Origin of the sequence: Sinorhizobium sp. FG01 (assembly GCF_002531875.1) — a bacterium.
GTDB lineage: Bacteria > Pseudomonadota > Alphaproteobacteria > Rhizobiales > Rhizobiaceae > Sinorhizobium > Sinorhizobium fredii_C.
Genome location: NZ_NWTB01000003.1, coordinates 195,407 through 217,468, shown reverse-complemented (window position 1 = coordinate 217,468; position 22,062 = coordinate 195,407). Strand labels below are relative to the sequence as shown.

The 22,062-nt window shown below is 62.1% G+C and carries 22 protein-coding genes, 1 tRNA gene and 3 pseudogenes; 10 read left to right on the top strand and 16 right to left on the bottom strand.

Going from position 1 to position 22,062, the window contains the following annotated elements:
• Window positions 1-22: 22 nt before the first annotated feature.
• From CO656_RS03770 to CO656_RS03735, 8 genes are all read right to left on the bottom strand, one after another.
• Window positions 23-1,336 (bottom strand): multidrug effflux MFS transporter, encoded by a 1,314-nt coding sequence (locus CO656_RS03770; protein ID WP_097524850.1) that lies wholly within the window; start codon window positions 1,334-1,336, stop codon window positions 23-25.
• A gap of 64 nt (window positions 1,337-1,400) precedes the next feature.
• Window positions 1,401-2,639 carry a multidrug effflux MFS transporter gene (locus CO656_RS03765; RefSeq protein ID WP_097525053.1) on the bottom strand — a complete coding sequence of 413 codons (1,239 nt, stop codon included), beginning with the start codon at window positions 2,637-2,639 and terminating at the stop codon, window positions 1,401-1,403.
• 369 nt (window positions 2,640-3,008) lie between these two features.
• Window positions 3,009-3,344: a Grx4 family monothiol glutaredoxin gene (gene grxD, locus CO656_RS03760; RefSeq protein WP_037385944.1), complete on the bottom strand. Its 336-nt coding sequence runs from the start codon at window positions 3,342-3,344 to the stop codon at window positions 3,009-3,011.
• Between the two features lie 133 nt (window positions 3,345-3,477).
• Window positions 3,478-3,723 carry a hypothetical protein gene (locus CO656_RS03755; RefSeq protein WP_037424444.1) on the bottom strand — a complete coding sequence of 82 codons (246 nt, stop codon included), beginning with the start codon at window positions 3,721-3,723 and terminating at the stop codon, window positions 3,478-3,480.
• A gap of 6 nt (window positions 3,724-3,729) precedes the next feature.
• Window positions 3,730-3,963, bottom strand: coding sequence for a BolA family transcriptional regulator (locus CO656_RS03750; RefSeq protein ID WP_014328481.1), 234 nt, complete (start codon window positions 3,961-3,963; stop codon window positions 3,730-3,732).
• Window positions 3,964-4,091: 128 nt separating this feature from the next.
• Complete coding sequence (gene purL / locus CO656_RS03745; RefSeq protein ID WP_037424447.1) at window positions 4,092-6,320, bottom strand: phosphoribosylformylglycinamidine synthase subunit PurL; 2,229 nt, start codon at window positions 6,318-6,320, stop codon at window positions 4,092-4,094.
• Window positions 6,321-6,511: 191 nt separating this feature from the next.
• Window positions 6,512-7,063 carry an acyloxyacyl hydrolase gene (locus CO656_RS03740; RefSeq protein ID WP_104839278.1) on the bottom strand — a complete coding sequence of 184 codons (552 nt, stop codon included), beginning with the start codon at window positions 7,061-7,063 and terminating at the stop codon, window positions 6,512-6,514.
• A gap of 123 nt (window positions 7,064-7,186) precedes the next feature.
• Window positions 7,187-8,605: a PLP-dependent aminotransferase family protein gene (locus tag CO656_RS03735; protein WP_097524848.1), complete on the bottom strand. Its 1,419-nt coding sequence runs from the start codon at window positions 8,603-8,605 to the stop codon at window positions 7,187-7,189.
• Between the two features lie 82 nt (window positions 8,606-8,687).
• On the opposite strand from CO656_RS03735, the gene CO656_RS31220 reads away from it, so the two are divergent.
• Complete coding sequence (locus tag CO656_RS31220; protein ID WP_083854262.1) at window positions 8,688-8,921, top strand: DUF1127 domain-containing protein; 234 nt, start codon at window positions 8,688-8,690, stop codon at window positions 8,919-8,921.
• Window positions 8,922-9,056: 135 nt separating this feature from the next.
• On the opposite strand, the gene CO656_RS03725 is transcribed toward CO656_RS31220, so the two are convergent.
• The 4 genes from CO656_RS03725 to purC form a co-directional block, all read right to left on the bottom strand.
• On the bottom strand, window positions 9,057-9,464 hold the full coding sequence (locus CO656_RS03725; RefSeq protein ID WP_097524847.1) for a hypothetical protein: 408 nt from the start codon (window positions 9,462-9,464) through the stop codon (window positions 9,057-9,059).
• Between the two features lie 51 nt (window positions 9,465-9,515).
• Window positions 9,516-10,187, bottom strand: a complete 672-nt coding sequence (purQ, locus tag CO656_RS03720) for a phosphoribosylformylglycinamidine synthase subunit PurQ (protein WP_037424453.1) — start codon at window positions 10,185-10,187, stop codon at window positions 9,516-9,518.
• 130 nt (window positions 10,188-10,317) lie between these two features.
• Window positions 10,318-10,560, bottom strand: coding sequence for a phosphoribosylformylglycinamidine synthase subunit PurS (gene purS, locus CO656_RS03715; RefSeq protein WP_012708154.1), 243 nt, complete (start codon window positions 10,558-10,560; stop codon window positions 10,318-10,320).
• Between the two features lie 34 nt (window positions 10,561-10,594).
• Window positions 10,595-11,359 (bottom strand): phosphoribosylaminoimidazolesuccinocarboxamide synthase, encoded by a 765-nt coding sequence (purC, locus tag CO656_RS03710; RefSeq protein WP_018239850.1) that lies wholly within the window; start codon window positions 11,357-11,359, stop codon window positions 10,595-10,597.
• 224 nt (window positions 11,360-11,583) lie between these two features.
• Between purC and CO656_RS03705 the strand changes: the two genes are divergently transcribed.
• On the top strand, window positions 11,584-11,898 hold the full coding sequence (locus tag CO656_RS03705) for a DUF1476 domain-containing protein (protein ID WP_037424455.1): 315 nt from the start codon (window positions 11,584-11,586) through the stop codon (window positions 11,896-11,898).
• 116 nt (window positions 11,899-12,014) lie between these two features.
• Here the strand turns inward: CO656_RS03705 and CO656_RS03700 are convergent.
• Window positions 12,015-12,683 (bottom strand): annotated as a pseudogene (locus tag CO656_RS03700) (DUF3604 domain-containing protein); the annotation flags it as partial.
• Between CO656_RS03700 and CO656_RS03695 the strand changes: the two are divergent.
• A pseudogene (locus tag CO656_RS03695) lies at window positions 12,673-12,888 on the top strand (hypothetical protein); the annotation flags it as partial. The pseudogenes CO656_RS03700 and CO656_RS03695 sit on opposite strands and share 11 nt — an antisense overlap.
• A 181-nt stretch (window positions 12,889-13,069) precedes the next feature.
• Here the strand turns inward: CO656_RS03695 and CO656_RS03690 are convergent.
• On the bottom strand, window positions 13,070-13,627 hold the full coding sequence (locus CO656_RS03690; RefSeq protein ID WP_050988348.1) for a DUF1003 domain-containing protein: 558 nt from the start codon (window positions 13,625-13,627) through the stop codon (window positions 13,070-13,072).
• A gap of 164 nt (window positions 13,628-13,791) precedes the next feature.
• Window positions 13,792-13,881: transfer RNA gene (locus CO656_RS03685), tRNA-Ser, on the bottom strand.
• A gap of 299 nt (window positions 13,882-14,180) precedes the next feature.
• Between CO656_RS03685 and CO656_RS03680 the strand changes: the two genes are divergently transcribed.
• The 4 genes from CO656_RS03680 to CO656_RS03665 all read left to right on the top strand — a co-directional run bounded on the left by CO656_RS03680 (window position 14,181) and on the right by CO656_RS03665 (window position 18,223).
• Window positions 14,181-15,215 (top strand): septal ring lytic transglycosylase RlpA family protein, encoded by a 1,035-nt coding sequence (locus CO656_RS03680; protein ID WP_097524846.1) that lies wholly within the window; start codon window positions 14,181-14,183, stop codon window positions 15,213-15,215.
• A gap of 67 nt (window positions 15,216-15,282) precedes the next feature.
• Window positions 15,283-16,437, top strand: a complete 1,155-nt coding sequence (locus tag CO656_RS03675) for a D-alanyl-D-alanine carboxypeptidase family protein (RefSeq protein WP_097524845.1) — start codon at window positions 15,283-15,285, stop codon at window positions 16,435-16,437.
• A gap of 56 nt (window positions 16,438-16,493) precedes the next feature.
• On the top strand, window positions 16,494-17,195 hold the full coding sequence (tmk, locus tag CO656_RS03670) for a dTMP kinase (RefSeq protein WP_097525052.1): 702 nt from the start codon (window positions 16,494-16,496) through the stop codon (window positions 17,193-17,195).
• Window positions 17,192-18,223: a DNA polymerase III subunit delta' gene (locus CO656_RS03665; RefSeq protein WP_097524844.1), complete on the top strand. Its 1,032-nt coding sequence runs from the start codon at window positions 17,192-17,194 to the stop codon at window positions 18,221-18,223. The genes tmk and CO656_RS03665 overlap by 4 nt, the downstream gene beginning before the upstream one ends.
• Window positions 18,224-18,331: 108 nt before the next feature.
• Here CO656_RS03665 and CO656_RS30690 read toward each other — a convergent pair.
• A pseudogene (locus tag CO656_RS30690) lies at window positions 18,332-18,629 on the bottom strand (pyrophosphatase).
• A 174-nt stretch (window positions 18,630-18,803) separates the two neighbouring features.
• Between CO656_RS30690 and metG the strand changes: the two are divergent.
• The 3 genes from metG to CO656_RS03645 are packed head-to-tail and all read left to right on the top strand — an operon-like array spanning window position 18,804 to window position 21,987.
• Window positions 18,804-20,354, top strand: a complete 1,551-nt coding sequence (gene metG / locus CO656_RS03655; protein ID WP_097524843.1) for a methionine--tRNA ligase — start codon at window positions 18,804-18,806, stop codon at window positions 20,352-20,354.
• 14 nt (window positions 20,355-20,368) lie between these two features.
• Window positions 20,369-21,148 (top strand): TatD family hydrolase, encoded by a 780-nt coding sequence (locus tag CO656_RS03650; RefSeq protein ID WP_097524842.1) that lies wholly within the window; start codon window positions 20,369-20,371, stop codon window positions 21,146-21,148.
• A 2-nt stretch (window positions 21,149-21,150) separates the two neighbouring features.
• On the top strand, window positions 21,151-21,987 hold the full coding sequence (locus tag CO656_RS03645) for an MBL fold metallo-hydrolase (protein ID WP_037424467.1): 837 nt from the start codon (window positions 21,151-21,153) through the stop codon (window positions 21,985-21,987).
• Window positions 21,988-22,062: the final 75 nt, after the last annotated feature.

The following is a 22,062-nucleotide window of genomic DNA, read 5'->3' as shown; positions in this document are numbered from 1 at the left end:
GATCGCCGAGCGGGCTTTGTTGTTACATATGTCCGCCACCGTGATCGGGACCGGCGATCTGGTCGCCGGGATGGGTGAAGAGCTTTCCCTTTTCCGCCCAGAGCGTAGCGGCAATGGTCAGAAGTCCGAAGAGCGCGAATCCGCCGAACAGGGGCTGCAGCGTTCCGTTGAAAAGTTGGCCGACGGCGCTGCCGATGAGGGCGCCGGCCGTTGTCGAGATGAAGCCGGTAATCGCCGTGGCCGTGCCGGCGAGATGGCCCATCGGCTCGAGGCTGATCGCCGTGAAATTGGTGGCGATCACGGCAAAGAACATCAGCAGCACCGAGAACATCACGTAGCTGACGACGAAGGCCGGCGTGCCGGCCAGCGACAGCGCGTAACCCGCGGCCGCAAGCAACGTGAACAGGATCAGTGCGGCGTGCGAGATGCGGCGCATGCCGAAGCTGCGGACAAAAAAGCCGTTGGCAAAGTTTGCCACAGCGATGCCGCCGGCCGTACCGGCAAAGGCGATCGGCAGCCAGTCGGCGAGACCGTAAATTTCGCCGAAGACCTGCTGCACGCTGACGATGTAGGCGCAGATGACCGCCGTGAACAGCGTCAGGCCGATCATGTAACCGCAGGTGATGCGGTTCGTCAGGACCGTACGGAAGCCTGAAAGAATAGCGCCGAACGAGAGCGGCAGGCGCTCCTTGGCAGGGAGCGACTCCGACATGCGAGTCAGCGCCAAAAAGAAAAGAACGAGGCCGATCACGCCGATCAGAATGAAGATCCAGTGCCAATCGGAATAGACGATGACCACCTGTCCAAGCGAGGGAGCGACGATGGGCACGATCATGAAGACGATCATCACATAGGACATGACGCGTGCCATCTCGCGGCCGCCGAAACAGTCGCGGACGATCGCCATGGTGGTGATGCGCACCGCCGCGGCACCGATGCCCTGGATGAAGCGCAGCACCAGCAGCGCCTCGAAGCTCGTCGCCTGCGAGGCGGCGAAGCTCGAGATGGTGAAGAAGGCCAAGCCGCCGAGCAGCACCACGCGGCGGCCGAAGGCATCGGAAAGGCTGCCGAAGAAAATCTGCGAAAAGCCGAAACCGAGGAAGAATATGCCGATGACGAGCTGCGCTTCGTTGGCATTGGTAACGTCGAACGACTGGCCGATGCTCGAAAGCGCCGGCAGCATGCTGTCGATCGCGAGCGCCACGCTTGCCGTCATCACGGCAATCGTCACGATGAATTCGACGAGACCCATTCCGATACGAGCCGCACCCGAAACCGAGTTGGTATCATCCGGTTGTTGTCGGGCGTTGAGGGTGTCTTCTGAGATGGAAGTCATTGAAATATCCACAATAGCAGATTTGGGAGGAACAATCCGGCCGTCGCGCCACACCGGCATCCGGCTAGCCGGCAGGATTGTGCGGTTTGAAAAGCCGGCCGCCTTCTGCAAACAGCACAAAGACGAGGGCAAGGACGCCGACGGCAAAGAAGCCGACGGCGAGCGGTGTCACAGTGCCGTCGAAGGCCTGGCCGATGACGGCGCCGATGACCCCGCCGGTGATCGTCTGGACGAAGCCGAGAACCGACGAGGCGGTACCGGCCACATGCCCGAGTGGCTCCATGGCCATGGCGTTGAAGTTAGCAAAGATCACCCCGAACTGGAACATTGCCGCGGCGTAGAGGACCACGAAAATCGGTAGCGGCAGCGGTCCCGCGAGCGATGCACACATCCAGACGAAGCTCGCCAGGGTGAAGCCGAGAAGGGCGGCATGCGAGAGTGCCCGCATGCCGAACCGCCGCACGAGACGCGAATTGGTGAAGGAGGCGACCGCCATGAGTCCGGCAAAGCCCGCGAAGACGACCGGGAACCACACGCCGAGACCATAGATGCCGACGAGGACCTGCTGTGCCGAATTGATGAAGCCGAAGAGCGCGCCGAAGATCACGGACGTCGCCAGCGTATAGAACAGCGCCGTCCGGTTCGTCACGACGATACGAAAGCCCTCCAGAATCGCAGACGCTGTGAACGGGCGTCGGTTTTCAGAAGCCAAGGTCTCCCGCAGGCGAACTGCGACGGGCGCCGCGACGGCAAGTGCGTAGAACGCGATCACGACGAAGATCATGTGCCATTCCGCAAAGATCATGATCAATTGGCCGACGCTCGGGGCGATCACCGGGACGATCATGAACACCATCATGACCAGCGACATGATCTCCGCCATTTGACGGCCGCCATAGATGTCACGCACGAGGGATACGGTCACGACGCGAATGGCGGCCGCGCCGACGCCCTGCACGAAGCGGAAGAACAGCAGCGCGGCGAATGTCGGCACGAAGACGATCGCGATCGCGCTCAGGGCATAGAGCGCCAGCCCGCCGAGGAGCGGCGCCTTCCGCCCGAAGCGATCGGAAAGCGGTCCGAAGAAAAGCTGTGCGAAACCCATGCCGAACAGATAGGCGGACAGGATATATTGGCGGTCGTTTTCGTCGCTGACGCCGAGGCTTGCACCAATTTCCTGCAGCCCCGGCAGCATGATGTCGATCGAAATCGCATTGATGGACATCAGCATCGCCATCAGGGCGATGAACTGGGTCTTGGTGAGGCCGGAAAGCGTCGCCGCTTGATCTATCGGTTTTGTCATTTCGGGAATCCCGCTGACCGTCCGCTCGGCGTCCGGCACAGAATGCGCCGCTGATATCGAGGGCGCAGAGTTCATCAATACTTTGATCGGTCTGTGAAATTTCAGGTCGAAGTCGAGCCTGCGCCGACGTCGATGCTATGAGTATACGGGTGCGAGAGAGTGCGCGCCCCAAGGCAATGTCTGCGTCGATCGCCCCCGTGGGGCAGTCGAAAATCTGCCGATGCGCGGTCGTGGAAGACCCCTCCGGAGCCGGTGAATTTCGTCGCCTGCTCAAGGAGTGCACCGAAATTTAGCCGAACGGCATATAGTTCCGGAATCAAAAAAGGCGGTCAGGCCGCCTTCTCCGTGCGCTGTTCCCTATTGCGGATGCTACGCAGCGCCCTTTACGGAAATGCCCTGTCCCTGAAGATGCTCCTGCAACTCGCCTGCCTGGAACATCTCGCGCACGATGTCGCAACCGCCGACGAATTCGCCCTTCACATAGAGCTGCGGAATGGTCGGCCAGTTGGAGTAATCCTTGATGCCTTGGCGCAGATCCGCATCGGCGAGCACGTTGATGCCCTTGTAGTCGACGCCGATGTAATCGAGGATTTGCACCACCTGTCCGGAGAAACCACACTGCGGAAACTGCGGCGTGCCCTTCATGAAGAGAACGACGTCGTTGGTCTTGATCTCGTTGTCGATGAAATCGTGAATTCCGCTCATGTTGTCTTCCTTCCTGGCCGGCTTCAAGGACCGGATGTCGCTTTGCTGCTTAAATAGCATGCATGGGCGCGGTTTTCACCCACCCAATTCGCAAAAATGTTGATGGTCCTCAAAATGTGGCTTTCAAACCACCTCAGGCGGGGCGGCGGCGCAGCTTGCTGCGGGATGCAGCGGTGCGGCGACGGCTCACCTGCTTCTTTGCCGGCTTGCGGATCGCGGCCTGGATGATCTCGGCAAGGATGCCGCCGGCGCCTGAGGCTTGCCTGGTACGGCGCTTCGTCCGCCGCGTCGCGGTTTTCCTGGCGCCGGTCTTCTTTAGGATCTCCTTCAGCGCACTGTCGACGACACCGCTGACGAGTTCCTTGATCAAGTCCGCCATAGGGACTCACTCCGGCGCGCTGGTCTGCAGGGCGAGCGCATGAAGTATGCCGCCCATATTTCCCTTCAAGGCGTTGTAGACCATCTGGTGCTGCTGCACGCGGGTCTTGCCGCGAAACGCTTCGGCCACGACTTCGGCGGCATAGTGGTCGCCGTCACCGGCCAAATCGCGGATCGTGACCTTGGCGCCCGGGATTCCGGCCTTGATCATGTCTTCGATATCGCCTGGTGTCATGGGCATGATATGCCAACTCCCTTGTTATTTTTCTGCGGGCGCAGGGGACGCACCCCCGCTCGTAGCCTCAAGGGAACCACGATTCAGGGGCGGAAAGCAAATGATGATTTGACGGTTTTCCGCCCCGTCTGCCGTCAATTGTCCGGAGCCAGATCGCTGCCCATGTAGGTGGGGAACCAGGCTTCGTGGGCGGAACGCAATTCGTCTACCGAGACCGCCTTTGCATCGCCGAGTTTAACGGCTTCGCCTTCGGTCTTGCCGATAACCGGCAGGTCAATGCCAGCGACTGCCGCCCGAGCGGCGACCGCATCGAGCTTGTCGGCAGTGACCGTCACGACATAGCGACCCTGATCCTCACCGTAGAAGGCCGCAATCGGATCGTTCTCCGGAGCAGCAATCGTCGCGCCGATGCCCGAGGCGATCGCCATCTCCGCAACGGCAAGCGCAAGGCCGCCCGAAGAGCAGTCGTGCACGGCGGTAACCAGTCCGTCCGCGATCAGGCCGCGAACGAAGTCGCCGACCTTGCGTTCATGCGCCAGATCCACGTGCGGTGCCGGACCGTCGGTGCGGCCGTGAATGTCGCGCATATAGATTGACTGAGCGATGTGGCTGCCCAAGTGTTCCGGCGCGCCGGCGAGCAGGATGGTCTCATCCGCCGCGGCAAAGCGGATGCGCGCCATCTTCGACCAGTCCTTGACCAGCCCTACACCGCCAATGGTCGGGGTGGGCAGGATCGCCTGGCCGTTCGTCTCGTTGTAGAGCGATACGTTGCCCGAAACGATCGGGAAATCGAGAGCGCGGCAGGCTTCGCCGATGCCTTTGATGGCGTGTACGAACTGGCTCATGATTTCGGGGCGTTCGGGGTTGCCGAAGTTCAGATTGTCGGTGGCAGCGAGCGGCAGCGCCCCGGTTGCCGTCAGGTTGCGCCAGCATTCGGCGACAGCCTGCTTGCCGCCCTCGAACGGATCTGCCTCGACATAACGGGGCGTCACATCCGAAGAGAAGGCGAGCGCCTTCGTCTCATGGCCTTCGACGCGCACCACGCCGGCGTCGCCGCCCGGCAGCTGCAGCGAATTGCCCTGGATCAGCGTGTCGTATTGCTCGTAAACCCAGCGGCGCGAGGAATTGTTGGCGGAGCCGACCAGCTTCAGAAGCGCCTCGGCGACATCGGCCTGGGGAATGTCGTTGGTCGCGAGCGGCGAGGGGGTCTTGGCCGGTGTCCAGGGGCGGTCATATTCCGGTGCCTCGTCGCCGAGTTCCTTGATCGGCAGGTTCGCCACTTCCTCGCCCTGGTGCAGGATGCGGAAGCGCAGGTCGTCGGTCGTCTTGCCGACGATTGCGAAGTCGAGGCCCCACTTGACGAAGATCGCCTTGGCTTCCTCCTCCTTTTCCGGGCGCAGCACCATCAGCATGCGCTCCTGGCTTTCGGAAAGCATCATCTCGTAGGCGGTCATGCGCTCCTCGCGCACCGGCACCTTGTCGAGATTGAGCTCGATGCCCAGATCGCCCTTGGCGCCCATCTCGACGGCGGAACAAGTGAGGCCGGCGGCGCCCATGTCCTGGATGGCGATCACGGCGCCCGTCTGCATCAGTTCGAGGCAGGCTTCAAGCAGGCATTTTTCCGTGAAGGGATCGCCGACCTGGACGGTCGGGCGCTTCTCCTCGATCGACTCGTCGAACTCGGCCGAAGCCATGGTGGCGCCGCCGACGCCATCGCGGCCGGTCTTGGCGCCGAGATAGACGACCGGGAGCCCGACGCCCTCCGCCTTCGAATAGAAGATCGCATCGCTCTTCGCGAGGCCCGCCGCGAAGGCGTTGACGAGGATGTTGCCGTTATAGCGCGAGTCGAACTCGACCTCGCCGCCGACCGTGGGCACGCCGAAGGAGTTGCCGTAGCCACCGACGCCGGCAACGACGCCGGACACGAGGTGGCGGGTCTTCGGATGATCGGGCGAGCCGAAGCGGAGCGCGTTCATCGCGGCGATCGGGCGCGCACCCATGGTGAAGACGTCACGCAGGATGCCGCCGACGCCGGTGGCCGCGCCTTGATAGGGCTCGATATAGGAAGGATGGTTGTGGCTCTCCATCTTGAAGACGACGCAATCGCCGTCATCGATGTCGACGACGCCGGCATTCTCGCCCGGCCCCTGGATGACGCGCGGTCCCTTGGTCGGGAGCGTGCGAAGCCATTTCTTTGAGGATTTGTAGGAGCAGTGCTCGTTCCACATAGCCGAGAAGATACCGAGTTCGGTGAAGGTCGGCTCGCGCCCGATCAAGTTCAGGATGCGCTCATATTCGTCGGGCTTCAGCCCGTGCGAGGCGATGAGGTCCGGGGTGATGGGGCGGGTGTTGGAAATCGTCATCGTCGACCGTCAATCCTTCGGGCGGCGCGCACCCCTTCCGACAGGGACACGGCGCGTGCGAACCGCAACACAAACAGGGGGCGCTTTGCGGCTTCTTTAGCCTATGACGCGCCGCGGCGCGACAGAAAAATACCGCAGATCAACAGGAGCCAGCCGACGTGCTCCCGACCGGAAATTCCGTTTCTCAGCCGCTAGAATTTGTAGCCGAGCATCAGTCCCGCACGCGTCAAACCGTCGTTGGGTCCATTGCAAAGATTGGCATTGGAGGAGTGTTCCACCGTTGCCGACAGGTTCCAGTGATCGTCGAAGCGAAACCCGGCGGCGGCATATTCGCGGAACATCAGCCGACAGCCAAGCTTCGGCCCGCTCGTTCCGTCATCGTTCAGGTCGCCGTCGTGAACCGTGCCGCCGGCACCGAGCTCGACAAAGAAACGCTCGGTGATGTCGACGTCCCAACTGAACCCGCCATACACCTGGTTGACGCCGTTCGACGCGGTTGCGATCGAGGCTCCGGCATGCACCCGTGGCCGCAGGACCTTTTCAATAAAGCCGGTAGCACTGTCTGCACCGAACGGGTCGAAAAAGACGGTCACGGATGGGAAGACGCCGTCCTCCTGATTGTCGCCGTCGCCGATGGAGGTCGTCGCACCGAAACGGAGTTCGTCGAAGATCGGCTCTGCCGCGTGAACGGGTGTGGCCCCAAGAGATGCCAGGAACGCGAAGGCTCCGACGGAACCGAGCATCAGGCTCCGGGCACCGAGCCAAGTTGAAGAAAGCATGCCAGATCCTTTGGAAAGGCGAATCGACTCAGGCGTTACGCGAACTATAAATCGTCGTCGCTTGTGCGAAAGTCGTCTGGCAGGGAATTAGTCGAAGCTGTCGTAGCCGGTACGGCCGCTATCGAGCAGGCGTCGCAAGATCTGGAACCCGGCCTCCACGTCGCTCCGCTTGGCCGGCGAGGAGAATCCGACGCGGATGCGGTGGAAGACGCGGTCGGACCGGGCCGCCTTGAATTCGTCCTCGTCGTCGATCAGCACGCCTTCCTGGAGGGCTGCCTGCTTGAAGGTTCCCGACAGCCAGGGCTCCGGGAGCTTCAGCCAGAGGAAGGGTACCTTCGGGTGGTCGTTGAACTCGAAGCCGGAGAAGATTTCGCGCGCCATGGCGACGCGCTTGCCGATTTCCTCGACGCCGCGGCCGCGCAGGGAGGAGGCGGCCCCTGAAAGAACAAGGCGGGCGCAAAGTTCGGCAAGGAGGAACGGAAGGCCGCCGCTGATCATCTTGTGGGCGATGCGGATGCGCTGGCTGAAATGTGGCGGGCAGGCGACCCAGCCGCCGCGCACGCCGGCGGCAACGGACTTCGACAGGCCGCCGACGAGGAAAGTCCGCTCCGGCGCTAGTTCGGCGAGAAGCGGAATGGGATCACCGGTCATCGAGCCATAGAGATTGTCCTCGACCAGCCATACACCGTATTTGCGGGCGATTTCGGCGACCGCCTGGCGCCGCTCGAGCGGCATGATCGCCACCGTAGGGTTCTGCGCGCTTGGCATCAGGAAGGCGAGCTTCGGATGCTGCTGGGCGCAAACGCGCTCGAAATCCTCCGGGATCAGGCCGAACTCATCGCTTGCGAGCAGCGCGATCCGCCGCCCGATCAGCCCGGCGCTGCGGCTTACCTGCGAATAGGTCAGGGTTTCGAAGGCGATGCGGTCGCCCGGCGAGGTGACCGCCGAAATCACGGCAATGACGGCGGCGTGCGCACCGAGCGTCGGCACGATGCATTCCGGTGTCGGTCGAAAGCTGCCGCTCGCCAGCCACTGCGCACCCGCTTCGAACCAATGATCAGGAAAATTGCGGGCATAGCTCGCAATGTCCGCATGATGCTCCCGGCTGATGTCACCGAGCAATCTTGCCAGAATGTCGCCCTGGCCGATGTCCGGCGCCGCCGTGCTGTCGAAGCGCAGCTTGCCGGGCGGCGCGACGATCGGACGGGTACCGGCTAGCGACGTGGTGAGTGGATCGGCCTGTTCGGGCGGTCTGCTCTCCGGATGGTCCAGCACATAGGTGCCGCGGCCGACCTCGCCGCTCACAAGTCCGCGCTCCCGCACGATGTTGTAGGCCCGGCCGATCGTTCCGATCGTCACCCCGATGTCGAAGGCCAGATTGCGTTGCGGCGGCAGCTTGGTGCCGACGGGCAGGGCGCCGCTGCCGATCGCCTGTTCAATCTGGTCGGCGATCCGCGCGTAAAGCGGCCCGTGCCCCTGCTGTATATCCGGCAGCCAAGTTGTCATAGTGACAATTGTCTATATTGCCTCAATTGCAGAGTCAATTATCACAGGATGGTGCGACAGTACGGCGTTGAGGTTCAGAGCAATGAATACAATTAATACAATTCAGTTGTCGCCGCGGCACACCGAGAGGCCCAGCCATCGCGGGCAAAGCGCCAACTTGAGTATTCCAGCTAGGCTGTGGCGCTTCTACTGTGCATTGGCCGCGAAGAGGCGCAGCCGTCTGGTGCTGGGCGACTTGAGCGACCACCAGTTGAAGGACATCGGCGTCAGCGAGGCTGAAGCACGGCGAGAGGCTGCCGTTCCGTTCTGGCGTTAGAGCGGGATGCGTTCAAAGATGTGGCGCCGCCGCCCGTCTGTTTGCTTGCCGCCACGACGCAGAGGCTAGGCGCGGACGATTTATCCGCGGCGCGCGAGACCGCCGAGCTCGGATCGGGAACTCGGTTGTTTGAGCTCAACTGCAGCCCTGGCCGCCGGCGGCCCAGCGCCGCACGTCCGACGCGATTCGCGTGCCCACCGGCTCGCTGAGAAGCGGACCGAAGGCCTGCAGCCGGGCAGGGTGCCCTTCGGCTTGGATGACCGCGAGGGGGCGTGACTCGGGCGATTTGCGCGGCACGAGCAAAATGCGCGGGCGCCCGGAGAAGGAATTGAGTTCCGGTGCGAGCCGATAGGCCTTGAAGGCCGGGTCGCCCGACTTGAACCAGCAGCCATTGGCGCCAAGCGCAACGCGCTCCATCGTCGGGAGCGCGGCGGAGCTCGCAGGCGCGGAGGTTGGGCGGTTGGATTGGCACCCGCCAACGAGCACAAAGCTTGCGGCGACGCAGCCGAGCGCTGCGAATTGTCTGCATTTCATGGATGGCATAGGCGGCCTCGCGCGCGTGACGATGGATACCGCCTTCTAGCAGCGATACGGTTAAGCGGCGATTACGTCGAGCGCCGAGGCGAAGATGCCGCGGCCATCCGAGCCGCCATGGGCCGCTTCGATCAGGTTTTCCGGGTGCGGCATCATGCCAAGAACATTGCCGCGGTCATTCACCACGCCGGCAATATCGTTGAGAGAGCCGTTCGGGTTGGTGCCTTCGGCATAGCGGAAGACGACCTGACCATTGCTTTCCACCGCCTTCAAGGTTTCGGCGTCGGCGAAATAGTTTCCGTCATGGTGGGCGACGGGGCTGCGGATCACCTGGCCCTTGGCGTAGGCACGGGTGAAGTCCGTCTCCGCATTGACGACTTCGAGCTTCACTTCGCGGCAGACGAATTTCAGCGAGGCATTGCGCATCAGCGCGCCCGGCAGCAGGCCCGCTTCGACGAGGATCTGGAAGCCGTTGCACACGCCAAGGACGCGCACGCCTTGCTCGGCCTTGGCCTTGATCGCCTGCATCACCGGCATGCGCGCGGCGATCGCGCCGCAGCGCAGGTAGTCGCCATAGGAAAAGCCGCCGGGAATGACAATCAGGTCGACATCCGGGATCTCCGTCTCGGTCTGCCAGACGGTCACCGGCGTCTTGCCGGAGATCTTCGTAAGTGCCGCGATCATGTCGCGATCGCGGTTAAGGCCTGGAAGCTGAACGACGGCTGACTTCATGGGCGTAGATACCTTGCCTTGGCCCCGCGGCCCTGAAGCGCGCGAGGTGAACATCAATGCTGGAAACGCCGGTGAACCGATCCGAGGGTCGCGTCCGATCGTGACGGCCGGCGCAGAAATTCCCCCGCCGTCAGGCGAGGGAAATACTGTAATTTTCGATCACCGTGTTGGCGAGCAGCTTCTCGCACATAGCCTTGAGCTCGGCTTCGGCCTTGGCCTTGTCTGCGGTCTCGAGCTGCAGGTCGAAGACCTTGCCCTGGCGGACCTGGCCGATGCCGTCGAAGCCAAGCGCCCCGAGCGCGCCTTCGATTGCCTTGCCTTGAGGGTCCAGAACGCCATTCTTCAACGTCACGGTTACGCGTGCCTTGATCACTTGCTTATCCCCGAAATTCACTTGGCCAGCATCGTTACTTGACGAGCACGGGTCCGGAACCGCGCGGCGGCTCGTTCTCGTTGATGATGCCGAGACGGCGGGCCACTTCCTGATAGGCCTCGACCAGGCCGCCCATGTCGCGGCGGAACCGATCCTTGTCCATCTTTTCCTTGGTCTCGACGTCCCACAGCCGGCAGCTGTCCGGCGAAATCTCGTCGGCCAGAACGATGCGCATCATGTCGCCTTCGTAGAGGCGGCCGCATTCGATCTTGAAGTCGACGAGTTGGATGCCGACGCCAAGGAAGAGGCCCGACAGGAAGTCGTTGATGCGGATGGCAAGCGCCATGATATCGTCGAGTTCCTGCGGGCTCGCCCAGCCGAACGCGGTGATGTGCTCTTCCGAGACCATCGGGTCGTCGAGCGCATCGGCCTTGTAGTAGAACTCGATGATCGAGCGCGGCAGCACGGTGCCTTCCTCGATGCCGAGGCGCTTTGCGAGCGAACCGGCGGCGACATTGCGCACGACGATCTCGAGCGGAATGATCTCCACTTCCTTGATCAGTTGCTCGCGCATGTTGAGGCGGCGAATGAAGTGCGTCGGAATGCCGATCTTGTTGAGATGAGTGAAGATGTACTCGGAAATGCGGTTGTTGAGTACGCCCTTGCCGTCGATGACGTCATGCTTCTTCTTGTTGAACGCGGTCGCATCATCCTTGAAGAACTGGATGAGCGTGCCCGGTTCCGGACCCTCGTAAAGGATCTTTGCCTTGCCCTCGTAGATACGGCGGCGACGATTCATGGACTTGTCTCTGTGGTTGTTGGCGCTCTTGGGTCGCGCATTTGGAATTTTCTCAGCGGGTCCATATCTGAAAAGAACGCATTTCACAATCGGCGTATCTTTCCTTCCCCCGATTTAGATCAGGGTATCATGAAAGGCGCCAAAGACGAAAACGCAGGTTGCTCTTCCGCCGGCACACTGCATTATGCGAGAATGCTGGCCGGCAACTTGAGGGAGGTCGATTGATGACGACGATGCAGGATCGCGAGAAGGCTTTCGAGGCAAAGTTCGCGATGGACGAAGAGTTGAGGTTCAAGGCCTTGGCGCGGCGCAACAGGATGCTCGGCCTCTGGGCCGCCGGCCTCCTCAACAAGGCGGACCCCGAAGCCTACGCGCGTGACGTCATCACCGCAGATATCGAGGAAGCCGGCCACGAGGACGTCGTGCGCAAGATCAAGGCCGACTTCGACGCGGCCGGGGTGGCGCAGTCGGAAGCCGACATCCGCGTGCGCATGCTGGAGTTCCTGGCACAAGCGGTCGAGCAGGTCCAGAACAGCTAGTCCCAGGAATTGAATTCGTCGATTTTGCGTGGCGGCTTCGATGCCTGGCCACGCGAAAAGATCTGCGGCACTGCCGAACGTTCTCAAATCTTTCCGACGCGGTCAGCGGCATGCCGTCAGGACTTCGGCGTGTACCAGATCGGCGACGTGTAGGCGCGCTCCGTGATGGTCGTCGCGGTGCCCGGCAAAGGCTTCACGCCAAATCGCTTGCCGTCATAGGCGGTCCAGCGCGGCGTCGGAATTTCGATCACCCGGCCGTAATAGAAGGCGGGCTGGTTGGAGTCGAATTCCGGATCCTTCCACACGGCGATGAGTTCAGGTGCGCCGACCGTGTTGGTCCAGGTGGCGTTCGCCTCGTCTACGGTATTGCCGACCGGTGGAAGCTTGCCGTCGCCCGACCAGGCGACGTCATAGACCTTCTCGTGCGGGTTTCCGTCCTTGTCCAACCAGCCCTTGACGATCTGGTAGCGGTCGAGATTGGCGCCGATCGGGTCCTTCAACGCCGCGACAAGGAAGGTCGGCGCTTTGCCGCCGGGTGCCGCGCTGAGGTCGCCACCCATCGGCACGCCCTTGCTGTAGCCGATCCGCGCCGGCAGGCGATCCTCGGCATCACGGGCCTCGAAGTCCCATCCGCCGAAGAAGCGCACGATCATGCGCGGCCCGGTCGTGGCATAGGTTTCCTTGCGTTCCATCGCGTCCCACAGGGATTCGCGCCTGTTTTCCCTGGCCCAGACCGCCGCATAGCCGGAGGCCGAGACCTCCCAGTCCATGATCTTCACGCCGGAGATCTTTCTGACCGGATGGGGCCTCGTGGGCGCCGGCCAGGCCGACCTCGACTGGGACGTCGCCGCCGCCATCGGCTATCGCTTCAGCGACACGGTGTCGGCTGTCGCCGGCTACCGCGCCCTGGGCGTCGACTACAGCAACGACGGTTTTCTGTTCGACGTCGTGCAGCAGGGTCCGATTCTCGGGCTCGTGGTGAAGTTCTAGCCTGGTGGCCGAAAGATCAAGGCTGATCCCTGGAGCAAGCGACTGATCCCGTCGCAAACCCAACGAAATGCAAAGAATGCATCTAACGAGAAAGCGGCCTCGGAGCGGAGCAATGCCGACCGCGGTTTCGAGCTCCGGAAGGTAGGAGGTTTTGCCTCGAGTAGATTCGCAAGAGCGGTATCTAATCGTCGCTGCCGGCTTGCCGTTTTTCCAGTCGGTCGAGCACGTCTTCGGGGGTCACTTCGGTCGCGAGTTCGCCGACCTCGGCGTCTACCGCTGTCCTCACGTCAAGCCGAGCGGCAATTGCCGAGACCAAGGTCAGCAGTTGGGTCGCCTCCTGTTCGGCCAGCAGTGATATTTGCAGGTTGAGATCTGCCCGCTTGTCGTCGTCCGCCGCCATTCGGTTCTGACTGATGAGAACGAAAGTGGAGATGAAGATCGCCTCCACGGAGGCGACCATGGCGAGGATTACAAAGCTCGGGTCGAAGACGGGCACACCAGGCAACCATCTCATGTTCGCCGCGATCCAGAAGACGCATGCCGCGAGATGAAGATAGATGAAGGTCATCGAGCCGGCAAAGCGCGTAATTGTATCTGCAATCTTGTCTTGAAGCGTCTTTCCAAGTTCCGCCTCCCGGCGCCGTTTCAGAATCGCATTGATGTTACGATCCAGCCTGCGCGAGCCTGCAAGCGGCCGATCCGTCGCTTCTTCATCGGGTGGCTTTCTCGAAATGGGCATGCGCTCGGCAACGTCACTGATTGATCTTGCTCGCACATCGCCTGCAACCCCGCTGCAGATACAAAGTTCCGGTCCGGAGATAATGATATGCGGCCAAGCGGGCGCGGACCCTGGACGGTCCCGGTTGTCAACTCGGTGCTGATAGGAAGATTTGGGAAGCTCAGTGGCGGAGGAGGTGGGATTCGAACCCACGGTACGCTTTCACGCACGCCGGTTTTCAAGACCGGTGCCTTAAACCGCTCGGCCACTCCTCCGGGCAGCCGCGTTATTGCCCGAAGCAAACGGGCTTTGCAAGATTTGCTGTGCTCAGCACCATGATTTTGTTGCTCCGCGTAGGGACTGGCACTGTCCATCTGGCGGCTTTCGGCCCTTCGATCTTTACGTTCTGTAAACCATAAGACGAGATTTCAATGGCGCTTTCGCCATCCAGTTCGCAATTCCGCCTTGTTGTTGTCATGATTACTTTGATTGTTCCGTTTCGGAACGCCGAATTCTGCGCGGGGGCTAGTGCGGATCATTTCGGTGCGGCATTGCGAATGATCTTGTGGGACAGATGACATCCGATAGAAAAGCGGCATACCTTGTGAGGGGAATTCGGCTCGCTGCAGTTCCGTTGCTGTGCGCAATGCTTACCGCCTGCGGATCGACGACATCCAGTGTCAAGAAGAGCAAGTCGCGAAGCAAGGAATACTTCGCCGAATCCGTCTATGGCGTCAAAGCCAGCCCGCGGGTCGCCACCGGACGCAATATTCCGAAGGGCGGCGGCCGCTATCAGGTGGGCAAGGCCTATCAGGTCAAGGGCAGGTGGTATCAGCCGAAAGAGGATTTCGGCTACAACAAGACCGGCATGGCCTCGTGGTACGGATCGGCCTTTCACGGTCGCCTGACGGCAAACGGCGAAGTCTACGACAAGTATCACCTGTCGGCGGCGCACCCGACCTTTCCTCTGCCGAGCTATGCCCGGGTCACGAACCTCGAGAACGGCACGTCGGTGATCGTCCGCGTCAACGACCGCGGTCCTTATGAATACGGCCGGCTCATCGACGTCTCCTCAAAGACGGCTGACATGCTGGACATCAAGCGCAAGGGGAGCGCCAAGGTTCGCGTTCAATATGTCGGCCGGGCTCCGCTCGAGGGCAACGACATGCCCTATCTCATGGCGTCCTACGTCAGGAAAGGCGATCGTTCTCCGGGTGTGATGCCCGAAGGCCAGATCGCGACGGGGGTCATGGTCGCCTCGAACGAACCGCTGCGCAACCAGGTGCAGGATCTCGGCACCGTCACGGTCCCGGCCAAGTCGATGCTCGGCTCAGGCGCCCCGGTGAACGCACTCGCCGCGCCCGCGCAAGCCTTCCCGACGCCGCCGGCTATGACCGAATTCGTGCTGCTGCCGGACATCGGCCCGATCCCGACCGAGCGGCCCGAATTGATCCCGCTGCCGGACGGCACCATGGCCTATGCGGCTGCCTATGTGGAAGTGCGCGTCAGCGACAAGGCCTCTCCCTTCGAAGCGATCATGGTCGATTCCAATCCGCTCACTCCCGAGTCGATCCTTGCCTATGCGAAGCGGCATCAAGGCGCCATCTGATCCGATCGATGCCGATTGAACGGGGGGCTCTGCACTGCTATGCCCGCATGAGAAACCGGAGTTTCTTATGCGCATGAAGTGGTTCGCGATCGTGGGCATCCTGGCGGCGATCGCTCAGGGGGAGGCGACAGCGCAAACGCCGGCCTTCGATACGAAGGCGAAGCAAATCTACCTCGTCGATGCGGAAACAGGCACCGTGCTCTTCGCGCGCGGCGAAGACGATCCTGTACCGCCCGCCTCGCTTGCCAAGCTGATGGCAATGGACGTGGTCTTCGAGGCGCTGGAGAAGGGCGAACTGACGCCGGAGACGACCTTTCCGGTTTCCGAACATGCCTGGCGAACAGGCGGTGCACCGTCCGGCACGGCCACGATGTTCGCCGCGATCAAATCCCAGATCCGCGTTGCAGACCTCATTCAAGGCGCGACTGTGCAACTGGCGAATGACGCCTGCATCATCCTGGCCGAGGGCATGGCCGGCAGTGAGGCGGCCTTCGCCGAACGGATGAACAAACGCGCCCGCGCGCTTGGCATGCCGGTTGCGACCTTCAAGAATGCGACGGGCCTGCCGGATCCGGGAAGCAGGATCACGATGCGTGAACTCGTCACCCTGTCACGCCATCTGCGCGACGCGCATCCGGAATTCTACCGCCTCTATGCTCAGCCTGAATTCGAGTGGAACAAGATCCTTCAGCGCAACAAGAACCCGCTGATTGCCGCCAATGTCGGAGTCGACGGGCTGGCGACCGGTTTTGCGGAAGGGTTCGGCTTCTCGCTTGCCGCCTCCATGCAGCGCGGCGACCGCCGGGTCTATCTGGCGATGGCCGGCCTTGAAACCGACAAGGAGAGGATCGAGGAAAGCCGCCGCGTGCTCGACTGGGCAATGACGAATTTCGAGAAGCGGCGCATCTTCGCTGAAGGCGAGACGATCGGCGAGGCGAGCGTTTACGGCGGGGCGGCGTCTCGCGTCTCGCTGGTCGCGGGTGACCCGGTCGACCTGCTGCTTCCGGTCAACAATCCGGAACGGTTGACGGCGAGGATCGTCTACAAATGGCCGCTGACGGCGCCGGTGGCAGCCGGCCAGCAGGTAGGCGTCGTCAAGCTCTGGAACGGCGAGAAGCTGCTGAGGGAAGTGCCGGTCAGAACGGCCGAGGCGGTTGGGCCCGGCACGCTCAGCAGCCGGGCGCTCGACGCCCTGCAGGAACTTCTGTTCTTCTGGCTGTGACAAATGCGGTGCTTGACGGTTCCTTCCGCCAGATCAATCGGCTAAACAGAACCGGTATGCACGCCGATCTGGAAGAACTTGTGTCGCTGACAAAGGGATTGTTCGTAACATTCGAGGGTGGAGAAGGGGCGGGAAAATCGACCCAGATGCGCCTTCTCGCCGATTCGCTCAGCGCCCGAGGCTTTGACGTGCTGACCACCCGTGAGCCCGGCGGCTCCATAGGGGCGGAGGCGGTCCGCCACGTCTTACTGTCGGGTGCAGCGGAACCCTTCGGTGTCCGCATGGAGGCGATTCTGTTCGCGGCGGCGCGCAGCGACCATGTCGAGGAAGTCATCCGCCCCGCCTTGCAGCACGGGAGGATCGTGCTCTGTGACCGCTTCATGGATTCCTCCCGCGTCTATCAGGGCGTCACCGGCAATCTCGAGCCCGGCTTCATCGAAACGCTCGAGCGCGTCGCCGTGAACGGCGTCATTCCCGATCGGACGATCATCTTCGATCTGCCTGCTGAGGTCGGGTTGGAACGCGCCCGGCGCCGTTCCAGCGAGGACCCGGACCGCTTCGAAAAGGAGCAGCTCGAGACGCACGAGAAGCGCCGCGAGGCTTTCCTCGACATTGCCGAGGCCGATCCCCAGCGGTGCCGGGTCGTCAATGCCACCCGTCCTCCGGAGGCGATCGCAGCGGAAGTCCTGAGGCTGGTGGAGGCGCTGCTGCCGGGCAATGGCGAACCGCAGTCGTCCGCGGTCGAAGCGGCATCATGACCATGGAACGTCCCGGCGTGCTCGAGGGGGCAGTCGCTCCCGTGGAAAACAACAAGCTCTTCGGCCATCGTGAAGCCGAAGCCTTTCTTGCCCAGAACTACAGGTCCGGCAAGGGCCACCATGCAATCCTCATCGAAGGCCCCGAGGGGATCGGCAAGGCGACGCTCGCGTTCCGGTTCGCCAATCATGTGCTCAGCCATCCCGAGCCCGCGGAGGCGCCCGAACTCCTCGACGACCCCTATCCGGCGTCGCTCGTCACGCGGCAGCTTGCCTCCGGCGCGTCGCACAATCTGTTGCATCTCACGCGCCCCGTCGACGAGAAGACGGGCAGGGCGAAGGGAGCGATCACCGTGGACGAGGTCCGCCGCGCCGGAAAATTCTTCGGGCAGACATCGGGCACGGGGAACTGGCGCATCGTCATCGTCGATCCCGCCGACGATCTCAACCGCAATGCCGCCAACGCGATTCTGAAGATCCTCGAGGAGCCGCCGCGCCGCTCACTGTTTCTCGTGCTGACGCACGCGCCCGGAAAGCTGTTGCCGACGATCCGTTCGCGCTGCCTGCCGCTGCGGATGAAGCCGCTCGAAGCGGAGCCAATGCGCCTGGCGCTCGCCCATCTGGGCTTCGATCTGGCCGGTCCGAGCGCCGATGGAATCATTGCCGCGGCGAGCGGCAGCGTTTCCGAGGCGCTGAAGCTGATCAATTATGGCGGGCTCGACATCGCAGCCGCCTTCGAGGACGTTCTCGCAGGGAAGGGCCCGGCCGTCCGCAAGCAGATGCACAAGCTCGCCGACATTCTCTCGGCGAGGGACAGCGAAACGATTTACGACTTCTTCTCGTCGCTCGTCACGGGGAGGGTGATGCGGCTGGCGCGCGAGGCGGCCATTGCCGGCGACATTCACCGAGCCGAGCGCTTCGCCAGGCTCTCCGGCAGCTTCGGCGAGCGGCTGACCGTAAGCGACGCCTATAATCTCGATCGCAAGCAGACGATCCTGTCCCTGCTCGACGATTTGAAGGACGCCCTATAGGTCCGGCCTGAATTTCCACTTCCGCTCGATCGCCGCGGCAAAGGTCGATATCGTTACTGCATGATTCCTTAAATCGGAATCGATTTGAGGAAAAAATCATTCAGCAATTCAAAGTGCTACAGCGGCCTTTGCTCGTCTATAGACGCGCGGCGCTGTAGTGTAGGCGAAGAGCAGGACATGGCCGAGAAGATCGGCCCTCTCGTCTGCAAGCGACCGTCGCAATGCGTCGATCGGCGTGCCAGCCGTTCGCCCGCGACCGCTCGCTCGCCTTGTTCCATGCCTGTGTCAGTTCGCCGAGCTCCTCCTGCAGCCTCAGAATGTACCAGTCCGGATCTCGGACGATGGCGTGTTGGTTGGCATAGGCAGCCGAAGCTTTTTCGAACTTTTCCTTGAGATCACGCAGCATCGCTTTCCCCTTTCCGTGTTTATGGTTTGTTCCCACCGGCCGCAGATGTCAACGGCCAAGCTGCCTGAAGACGCTACTGTCCCTCAGGGTTTTTCTGGGCGTAGCGGTTCCCTACCTAAAGGCGATGCGCTAATAGCAGCCATAGTTTCCGATCCGAGATAAATCGAAGCCGCCATGAGAGATACGTCCCCGTTCTACATCACCACCGCGATTTCTTACCCGAACGGCAAGCCGCATATCGGCCACGCCTATGAGCTGATCGCGACGGACGCCATGGCGCGCTATCAGAGGCTGGACGGGCGCGAGGTCTTCTTCCTGACGGGGACCGATGAACACGGCCAGAAGATGCAGCAGACGGCACGCAAAGAGGGCATCTCGCCGCAGGAGCTTGCCGACCGCAACTCGGCCGAGTTCGAAAAGATGGCCGAACTGCTCAACGCGTCGAACGACGACTTCATCCGCACGACGGAGAAGCGTCATCACGAGGCGTCGCAGGCAATCTGGATCCGCATGGGCGAGGCAGGTGACCTTTACAAGGACGCCTATGCCGGCTGGTACTCTGTTCGCGACGAGGCCTATTACCAGGAAAACGAGACGGAACTGCGCGACGACGGCGTCCGCTACGGGCCGCAGGGAACGCCGGTCGAGTGGGTGGAGGAGGAGAGCTACTTCTTCCGTCTGTCGGCCTATCAGGACAAGCTCCTCAAACTTTACGAGGACAACCCGGATTTCATCGGCCCCGCCGAGCGGCGCAACGAGGTGATCTCCTTCGTCAAGTCGGGCCTGAAGGATCTGTCGGTCTCGCGCACGACCTTCGACTGGGGCATCCGGGTGCCGAACGATCCTGCCCATGTCATGTATGTCTGGGTGGACGCCTTGACGAACTATCTCACCGCGACGGGCTATTTGGCCGATCCGTCGGGACCGCGGGCAAAGTTCTGGCCGGCGAATATCCACGTCATCGGCAAGGACATCATCCGCTTCCATGCCGTCTACTGGCCGGCTTTCCTGATGTCGGCGGGCCTGCCGCTGCCGAAACGCGTCTTCGCGCATGGTTTCCTGCTCAACAAGGGCGAGAAGATGTCGAAGTCGCTCGGCAACGTGGTCGACCCGTTCAACCTCGTCGAACATTTCGGCTTGGACCAGATCCGCTATTTCTTCCTGCGGGAAGTCTCCTTCGGCCAGGACGGCAGCTACAGCGAGGAGGGAATCGCGACCCGCATCAATTCCGACCTAGCCAACGGTATCGGCAATCTCGCCAGCCGCTCTCTGTCCATGATCGTCAAGAACTGCGACGCTCAGATTCCGGTCTGCGGTCCGCTGACGGACGAGGATAAGGCGATGCTCGTTGCCGCCGATTCGCTCCTCGATACGACGCGTGAGGAAATGGGCAAGCAGCTCATCCACCGCGCGCTCGCCGCGATCATTGCCGTGGTTTCCGAGACGGACCGCTATTTCGCCGGGCAGGAACCCTGGGCGCTCAAGAAGACTGATCCGGAGCGCATGGGGACCGTGCTCTACGTGACGGCGGAGGTGGTGCGCCAGATCGCGATCCTGCTGCAGCCCTTCATGCCCAAATCGGCGGGCAAGCTCTTGGATCTGGTGGCGGTCCCCGAAGAAAGGCGGAGTTTCGCCGACCTTGGCGAGCCGGGCCGCCTGGTTCCCGGCACGCCGCTCGAGGCGCCGAAGCCGGTCTTTCCGCGCTACGTTGCACCGGAAGCGTAAGCGAGAGCGAACGGATGCTGATCGACACGCACTGCCATCTGGATTTTTCGGATTTCGACACCGAGCACGACGAGATCATCCAACGCGCCCGGCAGGCAGGCGTGACCCAGATGGTGACAATCTCGACCCGCGTGAAGCGCTTCGAGTCGATATTGGTCATCGCCGAGAAATACGAGAACGTCTTCTGCTCGGTCGGTACCCATCCGCACAACGCCGACGAAGAGCTGGACATCACGGCGAAGGACCTCGTGCGCCTGTCGGCCCATCCGAAGGTGGTGGCGATCGGCGAGGCGGGTCTTGACTATTTCTACGACAATGCACCGCGAGATGCGCAGGCGGAGGGTCTGCGTCGCCATATAGCGGCGGCGCGCGAAACCGGGCTGCCGCTCGTCATTCACAGCCGGTCGGCGGACGAGGATATGGCTGCGATCCTGACGGAGGAAGCGGGGAAGGGTGCCTTCCCCTTCCTTCTCCACTGCTTCTCTTCCGGAGCCGACCTGGCGCGCACCGGCGTCGATCTCGGCGGCTATGTCTCCTTTTCGGGAATCCTGACCTTCCCGAAGTCTCAGGAACTGAGGGATATAGCCAAGACGATCCCGCGCGATCGCCTGATCGTCGAAACGGATGCGCCCTATCTGGCGCCGAAACCTTTCCGCGGCAAGCGCAACGAGCCGGCCTATGTTGCGCACACGGCCGACGTCCTCGCCGAAACAATCGGCGTCACGAAAGAGGAAGTTGCGGAGATCACGACGGAAAACGCCTTGCGAATCTTTTCCAAGATGCCGAGGCTCTAGACGTGGCGTTTCGGCGGGTCTTCACCATCCTGGGCTGCGGCTCGTCGCCCGGGGTGCCGCGCATCACCGGCGACTGGGGTGCCTGCGATCCGTCAAATCCACGCAATCGCCGCTTGCGCGCCGCGCTGCTCGTGGAGCAGTTCGCACCGGACGGCGGCAAGACGACCGTCGTCATCGACACAGGCCCCGATTTCCGCACCCAGATGGTGGCGGCCGATGTGCGCCACATCGACGCCGTGCTTTACACGCATGCGCATGCGGATCATCTGCACGGCATCGACGATCTGCGCGGCTTCGTCATCGAAAACCGCAGGCGTGTGCCGATCTGGGCGGACGCCTTTACCATGGCTCGGATTCGCGACGGATTCCGCTACTGCCTGGAAGCGCCGCCCGGCAGCGGATATCCGCCGATCGTCGAACCGCATGTCATCCCAGAGGATCTTCCGCCGGTTATCGTCCACGGCGCCGGCGGACCGATAGCCTTCCAGCCTCTGATGCAGTTTCATGGAAACATCCATTCGCTCGGGTTCCGCATCGGCAATTTTGCCTACTGCAGCGACGTCAGCGACTTTCCGGCCGAGACGATCGGCAAGCTGAGCGAACTCGATCTGCTGGTCATCGACACCTTGCAATACAAGTTTCATCCAAGCCATCTGTCGCTGGTGCAGTCGCTCGGCTGGATCGAGCGACTGCAGCCGAAGCGCGCCGTACTGACGCACATGCATGTGCCGCTCGACTACGACGTCGTGCGCGACGAGACGCCGGACCATGTCGAGCCGGCCTATGACATGATGCGGCTGGAGCTCGAAGTCGACGTGCCGACCGCCGAAGAGGCGTAAAGGCTGTCTGACAGGATTTGCCTGCAAGCTTTTGATTCGGATTGAAATAGTGGGAGTTATCTCCGATGGGTTAGT

Bases quoted from the DNA above. Each gene is read 5' to 3' on its own strand.
- CO656_RS03765 (WP_097525053.1), bottom strand. From the start codon at position 2,639: ATGACAAAACCGATAGATCAAGCGGCGACGCTTTCCGGCCTCACCAAG.
- CO656_RS03680 (WP_097524846.1), top strand. From the start codon at position 14,181: ATGACATCCGATAGAAAAGCGGCATACCTTGTGAGGGGAATTCGGCTC.
- CO656_RS03705 (WP_037424455.1), top strand. From the start codon at position 11,584: ATGACGACGATGCAGGATCGCGAGAAGGCTTTCGAGGCAAAGTTCGCG.
- metG (WP_097524843.1), top strand. From the start codon at position 18,804: ATGAGAGATACGTCCCCGTTCTACATCACCACCGCGATTTCTTACCCG.
- CO656_RS03740 (WP_104839278.1), bottom strand. From the start codon at position 7,063: ATGCTCGGTTCCGTCGGAGCCTTCGCGTTCCTGGCATCTCTTGGGGCC.
- CO656_RS03755 (WP_037424444.1), bottom strand. From the start codon at position 3,723: ATGGCGGACTTGATCAAGGAACTCGTCAGCGGTGTCGTCGACAGTGCG.
- purL (WP_037424447.1), bottom strand. From the start codon at position 6,320: ATGACGATTTCCAACACCCGCCCCATCACCCCGGACCTCATCGCCTCG.
- CO656_RS03750 (WP_014328481.1), bottom strand. From the start codon at position 3,963: ATGCCCATGACACCAGGCGATATCGAAGACATGATCAAGGCCGGAATC.
- CO656_RS03725 (WP_097524847.1), bottom strand. From the start codon at position 9,464: ATGCCATCCATGAAATGCAGACAATTCGCAGCGCTCGGCTGCGTCGCC.
- purQ (WP_037424453.1), bottom strand. From the start codon at position 10,187: ATGAAGTCAGCCGTCGTTCAGCTTCCAGGCCTTAACCGCGATCGCGAC.
- CO656_RS03665 (WP_097524844.1), top strand. From the start codon at position 17,192: ATGACCATGGAACGTCCCGGCGTGCTCGAGGGGGCAGTCGCTCCCGTG.
- CO656_RS03690 (WP_050988348.1), bottom strand. From the start codon at position 13,627: ATGCCCATTTCGAGAAAGCCACCCGATGAAGAAGCGACGGATCGGCCG.
- grxD (WP_037385944.1), bottom strand. From the start codon at position 3,344: ATGAGCGGAATTCACGATTTCATCGACAACGAGATCAAGACCAACGAC.
- CO656_RS03770 (WP_097524850.1), bottom strand. From the start codon at position 1,336: ATGACTTCCATCTCAGAAGACACCCTCAACGCCCGACAACAACCGGAT.
- CO656_RS03735 (WP_097524848.1), bottom strand. From the start codon at position 8,605: ATGACAACTTGGCTGCCGGATATACAGCAGGGGCACGGGCCGCTTTAC.
- CO656_RS31220 (WP_083854262.1), top strand. From the start codon at position 8,688: ATGAATACAATTAATACAATTCAGTTGTCGCCGCGGCACACCGAGAGG.
- purC (WP_018239850.1), bottom strand. From the start codon at position 11,359: ATGAATCGTCGCCGCCGTATCTACGAGGGCAAGGCAAAGATCCTTTAC.
- CO656_RS03650 (WP_097524842.1), top strand. From the start codon at position 20,369: ATGCTGATCGACACGCACTGCCATCTGGATTTTTCGGATTTCGACACC.
- CO656_RS03675 (WP_097524845.1), top strand. From the start codon at position 15,283: ATGCGCATGAAGTGGTTCGCGATCGTGGGCATCCTGGCGGCGATCGCT.
- tmk (WP_097525052.1), top strand. From the start codon at position 16,494: ATGCACGCCGATCTGGAAGAACTTGTGTCGCTGACAAAGGGATTGTTC.